The organism is Extibacter muris, from assembly GCF_004345005.1.
Taxonomy (GTDB): domain Bacteria; phylum Bacillota; class Clostridia; order Lachnospirales; family Lachnospiraceae; genus Extibacter; species Extibacter muris.
The window spans coordinates 312,811-329,506 of the sequence record NZ_SMMX01000001.1 but is presented as its reverse complement, the minus strand read 5'-3'; the positions used below and the strand labels follow the sequence as shown (position 1 = coordinate 329,506).

Annotated in this window: 12 protein-coding genes and 1 pseudogene; 5 read left to right on the top strand and 8 right to left on the bottom strand. The window is 52.2% G+C overall.

Going from position 1 to position 16,696, the window contains the following annotated elements:
• Nucleotides 1-88: 88 nt before the first annotated feature.
• Nucleotides 89-1,459: an MATE family efflux transporter gene (locus E1963_RS01625; protein ID WP_132274377.1), complete on the top strand. Its 1,371-nt coding sequence runs from the start codon at nt 89-91 to the stop codon at nt 1,457-1,459.
• Between the two features lie 101 nt (nt 1,460-1,560).
• Here the strand turns inward: E1963_RS01625 and E1963_RS01620 are convergent, their stop codons facing one another.
• Together E1963_RS01620 and E1963_RS01615 are read right to left on the bottom strand one after the other, a co-directional pair.
• A complete protein-coding gene (locus E1963_RS01620) occupies nt 1,561-2,130 on the bottom strand; it encodes a flavin reductase family protein (RefSeq protein ID WP_132274374.1) in 570 nt (189 codons plus the stop codon).
• Nucleotides 2,131-2,154: 24 nt separating this feature from the next.
• The gene (locus E1963_RS01615; protein WP_132274371.1) at nt 2,155-3,801 is read right to left on the bottom strand and encodes a putative manganese-dependent inorganic diphosphatase; all 1,647 of its coding nucleotides are present in this window, start codon (nt 3,799-3,801) and stop codon (nt 2,155-2,157) included.
• A gap of 197 nt (nt 3,802-3,998) precedes the next feature.
• Between E1963_RS01615 and E1963_RS01610 the strand changes: the two genes are divergently transcribed.
• Nucleotides 3,999-4,685: a S1 RNA-binding domain-containing protein gene (locus E1963_RS01610; protein ID WP_132274368.1), complete on the top strand. Its 687-nt coding sequence runs from the start codon at nt 3,999-4,001 to the stop codon at nt 4,683-4,685.
• A 14-nt stretch (nt 4,686-4,699) separates the two neighbouring features.
• Here the strand turns inward: E1963_RS01610 and E1963_RS01605 are convergent, their stop codons facing one another.
• From E1963_RS01605 to E1963_RS01590, 4 genes are read right to left on the bottom strand one after another with little or no spacing between them, the layout of a single operon-like run.
• Nucleotides 4,700-5,116 carry a C-GCAxxG-C-C family protein gene (locus E1963_RS01605; RefSeq protein ID WP_132274365.1) on the bottom strand — a complete coding sequence of 139 codons (417 nt, stop codon included), beginning with the start codon at nt 5,114-5,116 and terminating at the stop codon, nt 4,700-4,702.
• Between the two features lie 11 nt (nt 5,117-5,127).
• Complete coding sequence (locus E1963_RS01600; RefSeq protein WP_132274362.1) at nt 5,128-7,047, bottom strand: NAD(+) synthase; 1,920 nt, start codon at nt 7,045-7,047, stop codon at nt 5,128-5,130.
• Between the two features lie 27 nt (nt 7,048-7,074).
• Nucleotides 7,075-7,950: an Hsp33 family molecular chaperone HslO gene (gene hslO, locus E1963_RS01595; protein WP_132274360.1), complete on the bottom strand. Its 876-nt coding sequence runs from the start codon at nt 7,948-7,950 to the stop codon at nt 7,075-7,077.
• Between the two features lie 20 nt (nt 7,951-7,970).
• Nucleotides 7,971-8,729 (bottom strand): class I SAM-dependent DNA methyltransferase, encoded by a 759-nt coding sequence (locus E1963_RS01590; protein WP_132274357.1) that lies wholly within the window; start codon nt 8,727-8,729, stop codon nt 7,971-7,973.
• Between the two features lie 195 nt (nt 8,730-8,924).
• On the opposite strand from E1963_RS01590, the pseudogene E1963_RS22470 reads away from it, so the two are divergent.
• Nucleotides 8,925-9,746 (top strand): annotated as a pseudogene (locus E1963_RS22470) (helix-turn-helix transcriptional regulator); the annotation flags it as partial.
• Nucleotides 9,747-9,773: 27 nt separating this feature from the next.
• A complete protein-coding gene (locus E1963_RS01585; protein ID WP_201271977.1) occupies nt 9,774-11,804 on the top strand; it encodes a HelD family protein in 2,031 nt (676 codons plus the stop codon).
• A gap of 2 nt (nt 11,805-11,806) precedes the next feature.
• Here the strand turns inward: E1963_RS01585 and E1963_RS01580 are convergent, their stop codons facing one another.
• Nucleotides 11,807-13,762: a YhgE/Pip domain-containing protein gene (locus E1963_RS01580; RefSeq protein ID WP_243117521.1), complete on the bottom strand. Its 1,956-nt coding sequence runs from the start codon at nt 13,760-13,762 to the stop codon at nt 11,807-11,809.
• A 15-nt stretch (nt 13,763-13,777) separates the two neighbouring features.
• A complete protein-coding gene (locus E1963_RS01575) occupies nt 13,778-15,856 on the bottom strand; it encodes an efflux RND transporter permease subunit (RefSeq protein WP_132274527.1) in 2,079 nt (692 codons plus the stop codon).
• A 200-nt stretch (nt 15,857-16,056) separates the two neighbouring features.
• On the opposite strand from E1963_RS01575, the gene E1963_RS01570 reads away from it, so the two are divergent.
• The gene (locus E1963_RS01570) at nt 16,057-16,656 is read left to right on the top strand and encodes a TetR/AcrR family transcriptional regulator (RefSeq protein ID WP_132274352.1); all 600 of its coding nucleotides are present in this window, start codon (nt 16,057-16,059) and stop codon (nt 16,654-16,656) included.
• Nucleotides 16,657-16,696 lie beyond the last annotated feature (40 nt).

The window sequence follows — 16,696 nt, the reverse complement described above, 5'->3', positions numbered from 1 at the left end:
ATTTTTTATGGTGTTATAATAGGCGTCGGTGTACCAGCTGTACACCGTCACTGACCTAGCAGTACGATAACACGAAGGAGGGCTACATATGCCAGATATACAGAAGCAAGAAAACAAGATGGGGGTCATGCCTGTTCCCAGACTGCTGATTACCATGTCCCTGCCTATGATGCTTTCTATGCTCGTGCAAGCTTTATATAATATCGTGGACAGCATGTTCGTCGCACAGCTCAGCGAGGACGCGCTTACCGCAGTTTCTCTCGCCTTCCCCATCCAGACGCTGATGATAGCGGTGGCCGCGGGAACCGGAGTCGGCATCAACGCGCTGCTGTCACGCAACCTGGGCGAGAAGAATTTTGAAGGAGCCAACGACGCCGCCAGAAACGGCTTGTTCCTCGGTATCATCAGCTGTATCGTATTTGCGCTGCTCGGCGGAATCGGCTCACATTTATTCTTCGCCATACAGACAGATAACGACATAATCGTGACATATGGTACGCAGTATCTCACGATCATAACCGTCCTCTCCTTCGGCATCTTCCTGCAGATAACGTTCGAGCGCCTGCTGCAGTCCACGGGCAAGACTATCTATAACATGATTACCCAGGGGACCGGCGCCATCATCAATATCGTACTGGATCCGATCCTTATCTTCGGCTTGTTCGGCTTCCCGAGGCTTGAGGTCGCGGGGGCGGCGATCGCCACCGTAATCGGCCAGATCGTAGCGGTAACGATGTCTTTCTTCTTCAACCTGAAGAAGAACCCGGAAATCAACATCAACATGCGTGGATTCCGGCCCCACGCAAGGACGATTGCCATTATCTACGAAGTCGGCATCCCTTCAATCATCATGCAGGCAATCGGCTCGGTCATGACATTTGGAATGAACAAGATCCTGCTCATGTTCTCCTCTACGGCAGCAGCCGTGTTCGGCGTATACTTCAAGCTCCAGAGCTTCGTCTTCATGCCGATATTCGGGCTGAACAACGGGATGATACCGGTTATCGCCTACAATTATGGCGCCAGAAACAAAAAGCGGATCGTAGACACGACGAAGCTGAGCGTCCTCATAGCGGTAGCCATCATGCTGGCCGGATTCCTCATCTTCCAGACGTCATCCGGTTTCCTGCTCAAGACGCTGTTCGACGCTTCGGACAATATGGTCGCGATCGGCGTGCCCGCACTGCGCATCATAAGCTTAAGCTTCCTGTTCGCCGGATACTGCATTATCGTAGGCTCTGTCTTCCAGGCGCTCGGCAACGGCATGTACAGCCTGATAGTGTCCGCGGCAAGGCAGCTTATCGTCATCCTGCCTGTTGCGTACATATTTGCGGCAGTATTCGGGCTCCATATGGTATGGTGGTCTATCCCGATAGCGGAGATCGTATCTGTCATCCTCTCTACGCTTCTGCTCAAGAGGATCTACCGGCTGAAGGTGAAGCCGCTCGGGAACGGATAGAGAAGCACCGCCTCTATAAGGCTGCGGCCATGCAGGCTACAAGATAAGACGGGGAAAAAGCGATGGCTTTTTCCCCGTCTTATCTTGTAGCTCTATACGTTCTACGTCTTCTTTTTTACGCTCCAGCCGAACCTTCCAAGCTTTCTGCCGAGCGTCATATACTCTCCGTGTGAATAAGCCAGAAGGCCTGTAGCATTCAGTTCTAACTTTCCGGTTCTTGACATGTACTTCTCATCCGCCTGAACCGCGGCAACTTCTGCGATGAACATATGATGGGATCCCAGTTCTTTTACATCTGCCACCCTGCACTCGATATTGACCGGGCTCTCCTTGATTACCGGCGCATATGCAAGCTCCTCCGCCTTTCCCTTCGTAAGGCGCATCTCTTTCCATTTGTCCACGTCCCGGCCCGATCTCACTCCGCACCAGTCTGTAGCCCTGGCAAGCTTCTCCGTCGTCAGGTTGACCACGAATTCTCCTGTCTCCTTTATCATGTGGTACGTATACCGTTCCGGCCGCACCGAGATGTACAGCATGGCCGGGTCAGAACATATGGTGCCCGTCCATGCCACCGTAATGATGTTGGCCTCCCCGTCTTTTCCGGCGGCGCTTACCATGACTGCCGGCAGCGGATAGAGCATATTGCCCGGTTTCCAGATTTGTTTTGCCATCCTCTTTCCCTTTCCCTGCGCGGCCTACTGCTGCAGTGCTCCCACAAGCGCAGGTATGAGCTGCTTCTTACGGGATACCACGCCTTTCAGTATGATTTTATCCGAGTCTTCCGGCAGATCAAAAGCGTCCGCCACATATGCCTTGGCACCTGTGCCGCAGCACATAAGCTCCGTCGATTCATCCAATATATCTGTCAGCATAAAGTAGATCATCTGAAGGTTGTGCTCTTTCAGCACCTTCGGAAGATGCCCTTTCAGCACGTCCTTGATTTCCGCCAGCTCTTCCTTGCTCATGGAATTGATCTGCCCTACGCCGAATACGGCATCGTTGACCGTGAACTGTTTGAAATCCTGGAAGCAGACGTCATCCGCGCTCTTTCCCTTCAGGCTGCTTCCGGCATTGAACATCTCCTTGGCCATCTCTTCCATATCGATACCCGCAATCCTGGCCAGCTTCCCTGCTGTCTGCTCATCCAGCGCCGTGCACGTCGGCGAGCGGAACAAAAGGGTATCTGATATGATCGCGGAGCAGAGAAGCCCCGCCATCGTACGTTCCGGCCTGACGCCTGCTTCTTCATACATCTGGCTGATAATCGTCGCCGTACAGCCGACCGGCTGATTGCGGAAAAATACCGGCCCCATCGTCTCTATGTTGCCGAGCCTGTGATGGTCGATGATCTCTACGATCTCCGCCTCTTCGATGCCGTCCACCGCCTGCGACTTCTCGTTGTGGTCTACAAGGATCACTTTCTTCTTGCTCACATCCATGAACCGGCGCCTCGATATGAAGCCTTTGAATCTTCCGTGCCGGTCCAGAATCGGGAAATCACGGAACTTCTTCTTCGTCATCACTTCTTTGATGTCTTCCACATAATCGCTCATGCGGAATGTTGTCAGAGGACCCTGGCTCATGAAGTGCTTGACCGGAATGCTCTGGTTGATAAGCCTTGCCGCGGTAAACGTGTCGTGGGGCGTGCTGATGATGACGATGCTCTGCTCTTCCGCTTCCAGAACAAGCTCCTCCGGCACCTCTGCCCCCTGGCATACTACGATACAGCTGGCGTCCACATCCACGGCGCACGCCTGCGACTCATACCGGTTGCCAAGTATCACCAGATCGTCCTTCTCGATAAATTCTGCCATCAGATCCGGGTTGGACGCGCCGATGGCCACCTTCCCCTTTGTAAAATACCCGTGTTCGTTGCCCGTTACCAGCGTCCCGTCCAGCGTCCTTATGATATTCTTGTACTGGGTCTTGGCCTTGGACAAGATCGTACTGTCGTACACTTCCATATATGAAGTCGCGATATCTCCGGTTGAGATGACGCCAACAAGCTCGTCTTCTTTTAAGACCGGAATCGTCTTGACATTATTCTCTTTCATCTTTGCCCACGTATCTCTGATAGATACGTTCGGAGCCACGCCGTCTATCTTATGGATATCCATATCCTTGACCTGGAGCTTTACGTTGGACAGAAGGGACGGCGGCTCGACACCGAACTTCTCCAGCACATAATGTGTCTCCTCGTTGATCTGTCCGGCCCTCCTGGCCACATATTCCTCCCCGGTAGTCTCCTTCTTCAGATGTGCATATGCGATGGCGGAACAAACCGAATCTGTATCCGGATTCTTATGACCGACCACATACACTTTTCCAGCTTTCTTTCCCATGGTTTCACTCCTTGCAAATTAACCTCTAATAGTAAGAGTGCCATCTTTTCAAGTGTTCGTCAACCTAATTTTTCCACATATATGTTTTTTTCTTTGAACATCCCTTGCCTTTTGTGTTATACTGTTAATAATGTCACATGTCAGGCAGTGCGGCCCCCGGCAGGGGCTGGATATTATATGTTAGAAAGGATCTTACTATGAGCGAAGAATTATTACATGAAGAAGCAGCAAACGAGCCACAGACGATGGCCGACCTGGAAGGACATTTCGATGATGCCAATCCGTGGAATGTCGTAAAAGACTATATGGACAAAGGCACTGTCCTTCCGGTGAAGATCGAAGGAATCGTAAACGGAGGCGCCATCGCGATGGTGGAGGGCTTACGCGGATTCATCCCCGCGTCAAAGCTTTCTTTATCTTATATCGAGGATCTGGAAACGTACCTTTTGAAAGATATCGAAGTACAGGTCATTGATGTGGACCAGGCAAGCAACCGTCTCGTATTATCTGCCCGTGAGATACTAAAGAAGCGGGAGCGGAAGGAAAAGGAAGAGAGGATCGCCAACGTTAAGATCGGCAGCGTGGTAAAAGGCAAGGTCGAAAGCCTTCAGAACTACGGGGCGTTCGTGCGCCTGGACGACGGGCTCTCCGGACTCGTCCACGTATCACAGATAAGCCAGAAGCGCGTCAAAGCTCCAAAAGACGTGCTAAACGTCGGTGATGAGGTTACCGTTAAGATTATAGGCCTCAAGGAAGGCAAGATAAGCCTCAGCATGAAAGCGCTGGAAGAATCCAGAGAGGCAGCCGAGGAAAAGGTTGATATCCCCAAATCAGAAAATATCGGCACGAATCTTGGAGACTTGTTTAAGAACATCAAATTTTAAGAAGCAGGCGGGACTTAACTGTCCCGCCTGAAATATTCATCAAGTATATCCGCCGCGTCTTCCACGCATTTTATACAGCATGCAAGGGGCTGGTTCCCCTCTTCTGTCTTCAGTTCCCTGCAGTAGAGGGAATGGTTCCTCTTTTTAAATTCTTGCGCAGCCTCAAGTATCCTGTCGTACGTATCCGACTTCGTAGCCTTCGGGTTCTCCATGTCTCCCGCACTGTTGGCAAGGCTTATGATCAGGAACATGCCCACGGCCGCGCCGCACGTATCCTTAAGCCCTCCCATGCCGGAACCGAATCCTTCCGCCATCCTGAACACATCTGCTTCTTTCATGCCCAGCTCTGCGCAATACGCACAGGCAACTGCCTGGCAGCAGTTATAATCCTTCCTGAATTTCTCAACCGCCGTATGCTTGTCCGCCCTCATGATATCCCTCCTTAATCGAGCTTTACATGTGCCAGATCTTCCAGCCAGGCTGCCGCACACGCATCGCTCGGCATACGCCAGTCTCCCCTCGGAGACAGAGCAACCGTTCCTACTTTCGGCCCGTCAGGCAGACAGGAACGCTTGAACTGCTGGCTGAAAAACCTCCGGTAAAATGTCTCCAGCCATTTCAATATCGTGATATTGTCATATTCTTCCGCAAAAGCCAGCTTGGCGATCCGGTATATCTTCGACGGCTCGTATCCGAAACGGAGCATATAGTAGAGGAAGAAATCGTGCAGCTCATAAGGGCCTACGAGATCTTCCGTCTTCTGGGCGATCTCTCCGTCCTTCGGCGGCAGAAGTTCCGGGCTCACCGGCGTGTCCAGCACATCATACAGTACCTCTTTCAGTTCAGAGTCTCCACACGTATCCGCATAATAATGGACAAGATGCCGCACGAGCGTCTTTGGAACGGAGGCATTCACCCCGTACATGGACATGTGGTCTCCGTTATACGTCGCCCATCCAAGGGCCAGCTCAGACATGTCCCCGGTACCGATAACGAGCCCTCCCGTCTGGTTGGCGATATCCATCAGCACCTGTGTCCGCTCCCTCGCCTGGGCATTCTCATACGTCACGCTATGGTCCTCCGGGTCATGGCCGATATCTTCAAAGTGCTGCCTCACCGCAGCTGCTATCGGGACTTCACGAAGCGTGGCACCGAGCTTCACCGACATCTTGCACGCATTCTGGTATGTCCGGTCCGTCGTGCCAAAGCATGGCATCGTCACGGCGGTGATTCCTTTCCGGTCCAGCTCAAGTGCGTCAAACGCCTTGGCCGCCACAAGCAGGGCAAGCGTGGAATCGAGCCCTCCGGATATGCCAACGACAGCGCTCCTGCACCTGGCATGCGCCAGACGCTTCTTAAGTCCCATGGCCTGGATGGTAAGAATCTCCTCGCACCGGTCTTCCCGCTCTTTCCCTTCCGCCGGTACGAATGGCCTGGACGCGAAAGTCCTCGTAAGGACTGTCCCGGTCTCGTCGATATAGAACGGGATCCTGAGGAGCCTTCGTTCTTTAGAGCTCTGGAAGGTCGTATTCTTCCTCCGTTCGCTCATGATGCGCTTCACGTCAATCTCCGAATAGATGACCCCATTTTCAAAGCGCCGGCCTGTACAGAGCACGGTCCCGTTCTCGGCAATGATATTATGTCCTCCGAATACGAGGTCTGTCGTAGACTCTCCTTCTCCTGCATTGGCATATATATACCCGCTGATCAGCCTGGCTGACTGTCCTTCTATCAGGCCTTTCCTGTAGACAGCTTTTCCAACCGTCTCATCGCTGGCCGAGCAGTTCACGATGATGGACGCTCCCTCCCGTGCCGCTTCGATGCTTGGAGGCACCGGAGACCACACGTCCTCGCAGATTTCTGCCGATACGACGAGGCTGTCCATGGCAGCAGACTCGAACAGAAGCTGCGGCCCGAAGGGAACCACCTGTCCGTCAAGCAATATCTCCCTGGCTTCTTCCGGCCCCTGGGAGAACTGCCGCATCTCATAGAACTCACCGTAATTAGGCAGAAATGTCTTTGTCGTAAGCCCGAGCACGACTCCCCGGTTCAGGGCAGCAGCCACGTTATAGAGCTCTCCGTCCACGACAAGAGGCAGTCCGATGAATATGAGCGCATCCTTGTCTTCCGTAAATCCTGCAAGCCGGTGCAGCGCACTCCTGGCATCCGATAAGAGTATATCCTGGGTAAAAAGGTCACCGCACGTGTAACCAGTTATACATAGTTCCGGGAACACGATAACCTTTGCCCCCTGTTCTTCCGTCTCCTCGATCAGCCGGCATATCTGTTCCGTGTTATACGCCACGTCTGCCACCCGTATATCAGGGGTAGCCGCCGCCACCTTTACAAATCCCTGTCTCATGATTTTCCTCCGTCCATACTTTATTTGCTATTTGCTTCGTTTCATAATCTCTTTCAGCTCTTCTGCCGTGTAATTGTAAGCTGTATCACAGAAATGACATTTTACTTCGATATCTTCCCCGTCATCTATCATTTCCCGCAGATCCTTCTTCCCGATGCTGGCCACTACTTTTTCCACCTTTTCCTTTGAGCAGTCACAGTAGAACTTTGCCGGAACCGTATCTGCAATCTCCAGGCCCAGATCTCCGACAATCTCCTGAAGCAGCTGTTCCGGCGTATAGCCCCGGTCAAGCAGCTCCGTCACCGAAGTCACGTTCTTAAGGCTTTGCTCCAGCCGGCTTATCGTATCCTCGGACGCGAAAGGCATGAGCTGTATGATAAACCCTCCGGCGCGGCGCACCGTATTGTCATGGTTCATCAGGATGCCCAGGCCCACGGAAGACGGAACCTGTTCCGAGTTTGCAAAATAGTACGTCAGATCCTCCGCAATCTCGCTGCTTACAAGAATCGTCTGCCCCACATATGGCTCTTTGAGCCCCATATCCTTAATCACCTGCAGAAGGCCGATGCCGACAGCTCCTCCCACGTCCAGCTTGCCGTTCTTCGCAGGCAGCATGACGTCCGGATTGTTGACGTACCCCTTTACATTGGCACTGCTGTCCGCGGTCACGGTAATGCCTCCAAGCGGCCCGTCTCCCCGAATCTGTATCGTAAGTACATCCGAATCGTTCTTCATCATGCTCCCCATCATGGCTCCTGCCGTCAAAAGCCTGCCGAGGGCCGCCGTGGCGACCGGGCTCGTATTGTGGTGCTGCCTCGCCGTCTCGACCATCTCGGCGGTTGTCGCCGCAAATACTCTTATCTGGCTGTCAGCCGCTGTCGCTCTAACAATATAATCGTTCATCTATCTTCTGTTCCTTTCCTTTATTTTCCCTGTTCCTGGGCGATGACGCATATCCGTTCGCTGGAACGAAGCGGCGCATCCTTCGTGTACGCGTCATAAGCTGCCAGATAGGCCAGCCCCGCTCTTTTCAGCAGCGACTGTATCTGCCCGAGCGTATAGCCTTTCTGGTAGTGCGTCTCCTGATATTTCCGGTACAGGGGCCTGCTATCATCATCCCGGACAAAAAACGTCAGCTCATACTCGTTAATCTGCTGTTCGCTGTCATAATAGTTGTCCCATATGAAGCTGCATTCTTCTCTGTCTTCCGCTATGAACTGGCTGCCGAGCACCTCCCGGTATTTATACTCTGTATTAAAGTCAAAGATAAAGATGCCGTGGGGATCCAGGTAATTGTTGACGAGCCGGAACACCTCCAGCAGATCCTCCGGGTCTGTGACATAGTTGATGGAATCACAGGCGCTTACGACTGCTCGCACTGTACCGTACAGCTCGAATTCCCTCATATCCTGCAGCAGATAGAGGATGGAATGCCCGCTTGCGGAACGCTTGTCCATGGCAATCTGAAGCATGTCCTCCGAGTTGTCGGCCCCGATCATGTCGTAGCCCTGCTCCGCCAGACGCTCCGTAATGCTGCCCGTGCCACAGCCTAGCTCCAGTACAAGCCCGTCATCTATCCCATGTTCTCTTAAGATTCCCACTATATACTCCGTCCATTCTTCATATGGAACATTATCCATAAACGTATCATAGACATGAGCAAAACTTGTATACGCTTCCATGTTTTTCCTCCTTGGTCCATACGTATATAAGTATATCACGCGTCCGGCATTTTATAAAGTGGTGTTTCAGACAGCGGCACGCCTCCCTCTGCCCCGGCTGGAAGATAAATCCTCCACAAACCGCAAGAAAGATGAAACAGGCCGGGCAGTTAGATTGTATAATAGATATTTGGAAGGAGGGTACGAATTATGCCTATGAAACATATTGAACATGTCATATCTGTCATCGACTACCTGGAAGGGCATCTAAGTGATAAGACGGATTTAGACGCCGTCGCGGAAGCGCTCCACTATTCCAAGTATCATCTGCACCGCATCTTTACGGATGCCGTCGGTATCACTATCCATGAATATATCGTGCGCAGGCGGCTGACAGAAGCTGCCAAGCTGCTCGTCTTTTCAGACAGGCCGATTCTGGACATTGCACTTGCGGCGGGCTATAAGAGCCAGCAGGCATTTACAGATATCTTTACCGCCATGTATAAGCAGCCTCCGAACCGATACAGGGAAGCCGAACGCTTCTACCCGCTGCAGCTTAAGTTCAATCTGGAAGGGGATTATAAGATGCTGGAGGACCAAGGCGGCGCGGCATGGGATATCACGTTTGCATCCGAAGAAGATATCCCTTGCTGGATGGAACTGGTAAGGCTCGTAGTTGCCGGATATCCGCACCTGGATGAAAAGGAATATATGCAAGCGCTGAAGGAGAGCATCCGGCGGCAAGAGGCCCTCATCCTGAAGGACGGCAGTACGGCAGCCGGCATCATGCTGTTTTCTGCCAGAAATGGCAGCATAGATTTTATGGGAACCCATCCCCTGTATCGGAAGGCGGGGGTACCGGGAGCATTGCTTAACAAGGTCATGCATGAACTTCTGAAGGGAAGGGAAATCAGCATAACGACATACCGTGACGGCGACCGGGCGGACACCGGGCAGCGCAGAGAACTGAAGGAGCTCGGATTTGCCGAAGGCGAGCTGCTGGAGGAATTTGGCTATCCCACACAGCGTTTCATCCTTGCGAATCCGGTCCCTTACCCGGATGAAATGATACATCTGGATGAGATGAACAAGAAACTGGACGCGGCCCTGGCACAGGCGGACGGAGATGTCTCCAGAATCGACAGGGAATACCGGGACGCCAAGCGGTATATGGCAGAATACAGAGGAGAGCTTGACCCGCATGAGATGTTCCAGAATGAACTGCTTCTCAGGCAGACGGACCATACCGGGGCTTTCGCCGCAGGGATACGGGACAGGCTGGAAAAGCTGAAGGACTCCCCCTACTTTGCAAGAATCGACTTCGGCGGCAGAAGCGAAAGCCCGGAAACATTCTATATCGGCCGCTTCACCTTCCGCCATGACAATGAAATACTGGTCTATGACTGGCGTGCGCCTGTGTCCGGCATGTTTTATGACTATGAGCCAGGGCCTGCGGGCTATGACACGCCGTCCGGGCGGATCGAAGGGGAGCTGACGAGGAAAAGGCAGTTCAAGATCCGGAACGGCACGATGGAGTATGCCCTGGAAAGCTCCTCCCACATCCAGGATGATATCCTGCAGAAAGAGCTGTCCCACACTTCGGATGAAAGGATGAAATCTATCATCACCACGATACAGAAGGAGCAGAATAAGATCATCCGCAGCGGCCATGCGGGGACGATGGTCATACAAGGCGTTGCAGGCTCGGGCAAGACCTCTGTGGCCCTGCATCGGATCGCCTTTCTGCTCTACCGTTTCAGAGACAGGCTGACTGCCGAGAATGTGGCGATACTCTCTCCAAACAAGGTATTCGCCGATTATATATCGGGCGTGATTCCGGAACTCGCAGAAGAGCCGGTCTATGAGCTGAGCTTTGCAGAAATTGCAGAGATGCATCTGGAACGTGTGATCCATTTTGAGCCCGAAAGGAATCCATCGGAGACAGAGGACGTGAATCTGGCAGAGCGGATCCTCTACAAGTCTGCTCCGGAGTTCGTCTCGCTCATGGACCGTTATATAGCAGAACTGCCTTATACTGCCTTTGCTCCTGCAGCTTACACCTATGGCCGTTTCTCTGTCTCCGGCGAATGGATCCAGAAACGCTTTCTTGCATATAAGAGCCATCCCCTGAGAAAAAGGCTGCCCCTGGTGGCCAAGGATATCTTCCACCGTTTCGAGTCCGACAACCTCATGGGGGATGACCTGCCAAAGCTCCAGGCGGTTGTGAAAGCACTCACCGCTATGCTCACGGGCAAAAGCCCGCTCGCCCTATACAAGGGCTTCTATAGGAAGACAGGCCATCCGGAGCTGTTCGTCATGCCCAAGAAGAATACGCTGGAGTGGACAGACGTGTACCCTTTCCTCTATCTCTATGCAGCATATGAAGGTCTGACGCAGAGCAGGATTACGAAGCACCTTGTCATTGACGAGATGCAGGATTATGCTCCCATCCAGTATGCCGTGCTCAACATGCTGTTCCCTTGCCCGAAGACGATTCTGGGGGATTTCGGCCAGTCGCTGAATCCGTACCATGCCTATACCCTTGATGATCTGCTTGCCCTCTATGAAGGCGCGCAGTTTGCCGAGCTGAACAAGAGCTACCGCTCCACATATGAGATTATGACCTTTGCAAAAAGCATACGGAATATTGCCGCGCTCGAGCCCGTGGCGCGCCATGGCGAAGCCCCGGAGGTAATCCGCTGCAGGGACGGGCAGGATGAGCTTTTGCGAATCAGAAAAGCGATGGATGAATATAACAGAAATGTGAATGCCTCTCTTGGAATTATCCTCAAAACAGACAAGAGCGCCAAAGCACTCTTTGACGCTCTGTCCCCGGAATATGGACTGCAGCTCGTTTCCCCGGACAGCAGCAGGTTTCACAACGGTATCACCGTCACTTCTGTCAAAATGTCGAAAGGGCTGGAATTTGACGAAGTCATCATTCCCCATGCCAATAGGGAAACCTACTTCTCCGAGCATGACCGTAACCTGCTTTATATCGCCTGCACGAGGGCCATGCACCGGCTCACCCTCTTTTACACAGGGGAATGTTCCGGCCTGCTGTCCGGGTCCTCCTGCTCCGTGAAGGAGGATTGATACTATTCTGCCGCCTCTGTCTCAATGATGAATTTTGTAGATCCGTCCATGCCGTCCTTGATTCCGCCAAAGGATCTGTAATTCTGTCCTAGCGTCATCATGGCATTGATCCGGGACGTCACTCCTTCGATATCGCCTTTGAATACTTCTGTCAGCTTATCGATGCCATCTGCCTTGAACTCTGACATTCCGTCTGCCAGCGTACCGGCTCCGTCCGCCAGCTGGCTGACGCCTGTTCCCATCTGGCTGCTGCCGTCCTTGAGCTTTGACGTGCCGGTGATGAGCAGGCTGCTCTTCTCATTCAAGGCTGCCGCACCCTGCTTGAGGGCAGCCGCACCATCGTACAGGTCTGCCGTGCCGTTCACAAGTTCGGCGCTGCCGTCGCTGAGCCGGCCGAGGCCTGCCTGGAGGCTGGCCGTGCCGTTTCTCAGTTCGCCTACCCCGCCCGCAAGCTTCTGTGCGACTCCTGCCAGCTGGTCTACCGGACCTTTGATTGCAGAGCTTGTGGTCGAAGCCGCATTTTGTGCTACGGCCGTAATCTTCTCGGTCAAGGCGGGCACAAATGCTGCCGCCAGGTTCTGGATATAGGCGTCTCTCGTCGTACCCATAGTCGTAAACATATCGTCAGTGATATTTTGTGCAGCTGCCTGCGCCATCGCATTGGCGGCAGCACTTATCTCAGCTTTCTGCGCGTCCGTCAGTTCGACGGATATGCTTCCGCTTCCAAGCTTTTGGCTCAATGCGCTCAGATTGCTGCTCAGTGCATTTGCTGCCACGACTGCACCTGTGCTCTGATCGTCGTATCCCGCAACGAGTGCATCCGCCCCCGTCTTGGCATCATGGATCCCCTGCTGTGCCTGCGTGGCTCCGTCTTTCAGCTTCTGTGCGCCTGCCGCCACCTCTGAACTGCCATGTGCAAGCTGGCTTACGCCGCCTGCATACGCATTCACGCCGTCAGCCAGTTCGTTTACGCCGCTTTTCAAGTCGCCCGTCTTGCTGTTCAGCGTATTCACTCCGTCCGCAAGCGTCCTGCTCCCGTCCTTAAGCTGACTGGCCGCGTCGGACAGTTCGTCGATAGAGTCGCTGAAGCTGTCAAAGTCATTGACATCGTTAAGCCCGAATTTATCCAGCAGATCTGCGGATACGACCGTAATCGTCGTGCCGACAGATACTTTCTTCACATCCGCAGTGATGGTCACGCTTTCCGGTATCTCTACATCCACATCCTGAAGGTTCAGATTCTCTGTAAGGCCCGGGAATCCGAGTCCGAGCACAATATCTTTATCCGCGTCGGATACTATCTTTCCGCTGTCCACGGTGACATTCTTATACTGGTCCGTGGGCAGCAGAAGCGCGGTCACCATCGTGAACGGCGTGTACATCTCTACATCTTTGCCGTCCACCTGCACGGTCTGTCTGGAATGGTTCTTATAATCGATGTGGATTTCCAGCTTGCCGGACTTTCCTTCCAGCTTCTTTGCTGATATTTTCTTTCCGTCCAGCTTATATGTTATAGTGACGTCCACCGGAAGGGGCTCTTCCGATCTGCCCTGGTAATAGATATCGTTTCCTTCCGCATCCCATGTGACGGCATCCTCCCCCTTCTCGGTAAATGTCTCGTCGCCTTTTACGTTCTTGATATCTTTAAGGCCTGTTGTATCCTCTAAGACGCCGCTGCCCGGATTCTTCAGCCATTCGCTAACTGTCGTGTCCGTCACTTTACCTGCCGCATCTGCCTTCACATACACGGTCTCGTCTTTGTATACCCCGTCCGTCTTCGTGTCTGTATCGCCAAGCGCTTCGGATGCCGCCTTCTTCAGCGTCTCCACATCCTCGTCCGCCGCTTTTACTTCCACCGCAGCCATATTGTGCCAGCAGGAGACGCCTGCCATGGAGACAGCCATCACAAGAGCCATGCTTCCTGCCATGATTTTATTCTTTCTACTCTTTCTCATCATAGATACCTCCCTGATTTATTCTGCCTGTTTTGGCAAGAATCCTTTGCTTGTTTTGCAGATTACTTTATCAAATACCATGAACATCGCCGGCAGTACGCAGATAACGACAACCGTGCTGATGATTGCCCCCCTGGACAGCAGCGTGCAGAGCGAGCTTATCATATCTATCTTAGAGTACAGCCCCACGCCGAACGTAGCGGCAAAGAAACTGACGCCGCTGATCAGGATCGACTTCATGGACGACCGGTGCGCCAGGCTGATGGCATCCTTCTTCGAGCGTCCGCGGCTCCGTTCCTTCTGGTACCGGCTCGTCATGAGGATTGCATAGTCGACCGTAGATCCAAGCTGTACCGTCCCGATGACGATGCTTGCCACGAACGGCAGCTCTGTACCCGTATAAAACGGGACTGCCATGTTGACGCAGATGGCAAACTCGATGATCGCGACGAGTATGACCGGAAGTGATATGGATTTGAACACAAGGCAGATGATGATAAATATAGCAATGGTCGATATGACATTTACATTCCGCATGTCGCTGTCTGCGATTACCGTCAGATCCTTTGTCAGCGGAGCTTCTCCAATCACCATAGACTCCTTGTTGTAGCTCTTCACGATCTTGTCAATCGACTTGACCTGTTCATTGACTTCATCGGTGGCAGTCTTATAGTCCGAACAGATGAACTGTATCTCATAATTGTCGCTCTGCAGCTTTGATTTCACTCCGGATGGAATAAAATCTTCCGGAACAGCCGGACCGACGACAGATTCCATGCCGATTGCCCATTTCACGCCGTCAACCCCTTCTATCTGCTCCATCATCTCTGCTTTTTCCTTCTGATCCATCTCGTCATTCTTCAGCATGACCATGTAGACATTATTCATGTGGAAATCTTCGTCCAGCTTCTTATTGGCCACAGAGCTTTTCAACGTATCCGGGAGCCCTTTGTCGATATTGTAGTATACATCCGTGCGGGCATTGCCATAGATAGCCGGTATGAGCAGAATCAGGAACGCTGCCAGCCATATTTTATTGTGCCGCGTGATGAATGCGGACAGCTTCCCCAGGTCCGGCAGTATCGGCTTGTGCGTCGTCTTGTCAATCCACTTGTCGAATGTGAGCACCATGGCCGGCAGCAGAGTGACACAGCACACGACACCGATCGCGACCCCTTTCGACATGACGATGCCGATATTCGTGCCGAGCTTGAAGGTCATAAAACAGAGCGCTATAAACCCGGCTATCGTCGTTACAGAGCTTCCCACGACCGACTTGAACGTATTGGAGATGGCATGTGCCATCGCCCGGTTCCTTTCGCCCGGAAACCGTTTTTTATTTTCCTCATAGCTGTTCAGCAGGAAGATGGAATAGTCCAGCGTCACGCCAAGCTGCAGCACCGCGGCCAGCGCCTTCGTAATATACGACACGTCGGACAGGAACATATTCGTCCCCATGTTGTACAGGATGGCGATACCGATGCTGAGCATAAATATGAACGGCGTAATCCATGAATCCATCGTGAGCGCCAGAATGATCAGGCAGAGCACGACCGCAATCAATACGTAGATCGGCATCTCGCCCAAAGCCAGCGACTTGATGTCCGTCACCACACCGGACATTCCGCTTACGAAGCAGTGCTTCGCGCTTATTTTCCGAAGCTGCGTCACCGCATCCATCGTCTCGTCTGAAGAAGTCGTGTTGTCGAACAGCGCGACGAGCATGGTGGAATCACCGTTTTTGAATACCTTCTCATACTTGGATGGAATCATCTCCATCGGAACGCTGATATCCATGAGATCGTCATACCAGATGACATCCGCCACATGATCTACTGCTTTCATCTCTTCCTTCAGTGCGGCTACATCTTTTTCTTCCATACCTTCTACGATAACCATGGAAAAGGCGCCCATTCCGAATTCGTCCACCAGGGTGTCCTGCCCTTTTACGGTCTCAAGGCTGCCTGGAAGATAGCTTAGTACATCATAGTTGATTCTCGTCATGTTCATCCCGATGATAGACGGGACAATCAGAAGTAGTCCGAGTATCAAGATGATATTCTTATGTTTTGCAATCCATTTACCGATTTTCACCATCATGTTGCTTTCATCCTCCTGCCCGTACAATAATGACCATCAGTCATTTAACTTAGTTGAAACTATACACCAAAAATGACCATTAGTCAATACTATTTTTGACTTTTGGTCATTTTTCTGTTATACTATGTAAAACTACTGGATACTGTGCATGTGGGCAGTTCATTTTGTATAGTTATACGGATCAAGGAGAAAGCATTATGGGGAAAATCGACGAAAACAAAAAGAAGAAGAAGGAAGCCTTGTTCAACACAGCCTACGAGCTGTTTGTCACAAAAGGAATCAACGGCACTTCCATATCAGATATCGTGGAGAAGGCCGGCGTGGCGAAAGGAACGTTCTACCTGTATTTTAAAGACAAGTATGATATCAAGAACAAGCTCATAGCCCACAAGACACACGAGCTGTTCACTAAGGCAGGTGCGGCGATGGAGGCGGCCAGAATAAGCGGGTTGGAAGAACAGCTCATATTCATCATCGACCATATCGTAAACGAGCTGGTCGGCAACAAAGCCCTCCTCAACTTCATATCGAAGAACCTCGTCATGGGCGCCCTGCGCTCCGCCCTGCTTTCCGGAGAAAGCTCGGACGCCATATTCTTCGACAAATATATGATGCTGCTGGAGAGCGACGCCCATACCTACGAAGATGAAGACGTGATGCTGTTCACCATCGTAGAGCTCGCAGGATCCACCTGCTACAATTCCATACTGTTTGAAGAGCCCCTGCCGATCGAACAGTATAAGCCGTTCCTGTACCGGACCGTACGCCTCATCATACAGAGCCATCGTGTTAAATAAATAACGGGGGACGTGATCTTTTTCAAAAAGATCACGTCCC

Coding starts and splice junctions, on each gene's coding strand:
- E1963_RS01575 (WP_132274527.1), bottom strand. CDS start 15,856: ATGGTGAAAATCGGTAAATGGATTGCAAAACATAAGAATATCATCTTG.
- hslO (WP_132274360.1), bottom strand. CDS start 7,950: ATGAACGATTATATTGTTAGAGCGACAGCGGCTGACAGCCAGATAAGA.
- E1963_RS01615 (WP_132274371.1), bottom strand. CDS start 3,801: ATGGGAAAGAAAGCTGGAAAAGTGTATGTGGTCGGTCATAAGAATCCG.
- E1963_RS01610 (WP_132274368.1), top strand. CDS start 3,999: ATGAGCGAAGAATTATTACATGAAGAAGCAGCAAACGAGCCACAGACG.
- E1963_RS01620 (WP_132274374.1), bottom strand. CDS start 2,130: ATGGCAAAACAAATCTGGAAACCGGGCAATATGCTCTATCCGCTGCCG.
- E1963_RS01590 (WP_132274357.1), bottom strand. CDS start 8,729: ATGGAAGCGTATACAAGTTTTGCTCATGTCTATGATACGTTTATGGAT.
- E1963_RS01585 (WP_201271977.1), top strand. CDS start 9,774: ATGATACATCTGGATGAGATGAACAAGAAACTGGACGCGGCCCTGGCA.
- E1963_RS01605 (WP_132274365.1), bottom strand. CDS start 5,116: ATGAGGGCGGACAAGCATACGGCGGTTGAGAAATTCAGGAAGGATTAT.
- E1963_RS01625 (WP_132274377.1), top strand. CDS start 89: ATGCCAGATATACAGAAGCAAGAAAACAAGATGGGGGTCATGCCTGTT.
- E1963_RS01570 (WP_132274352.1), top strand. CDS start 16,057: ATGGGGAAAATCGACGAAAACAAAAAGAAGAAGAAGGAAGCCTTGTTC.
- E1963_RS01600 (WP_132274362.1), bottom strand. CDS start 7,047: ATGAGACAGGGATTTGTAAAGGTGGCGGCGGCTACCCCTGATATACGG.
- E1963_RS01580 (WP_243117521.1), bottom strand. CDS start 13,762: ATGATGAGAAAGAGTAGAAAGAATAAAATCATGGCAGGAAGCATGGCT.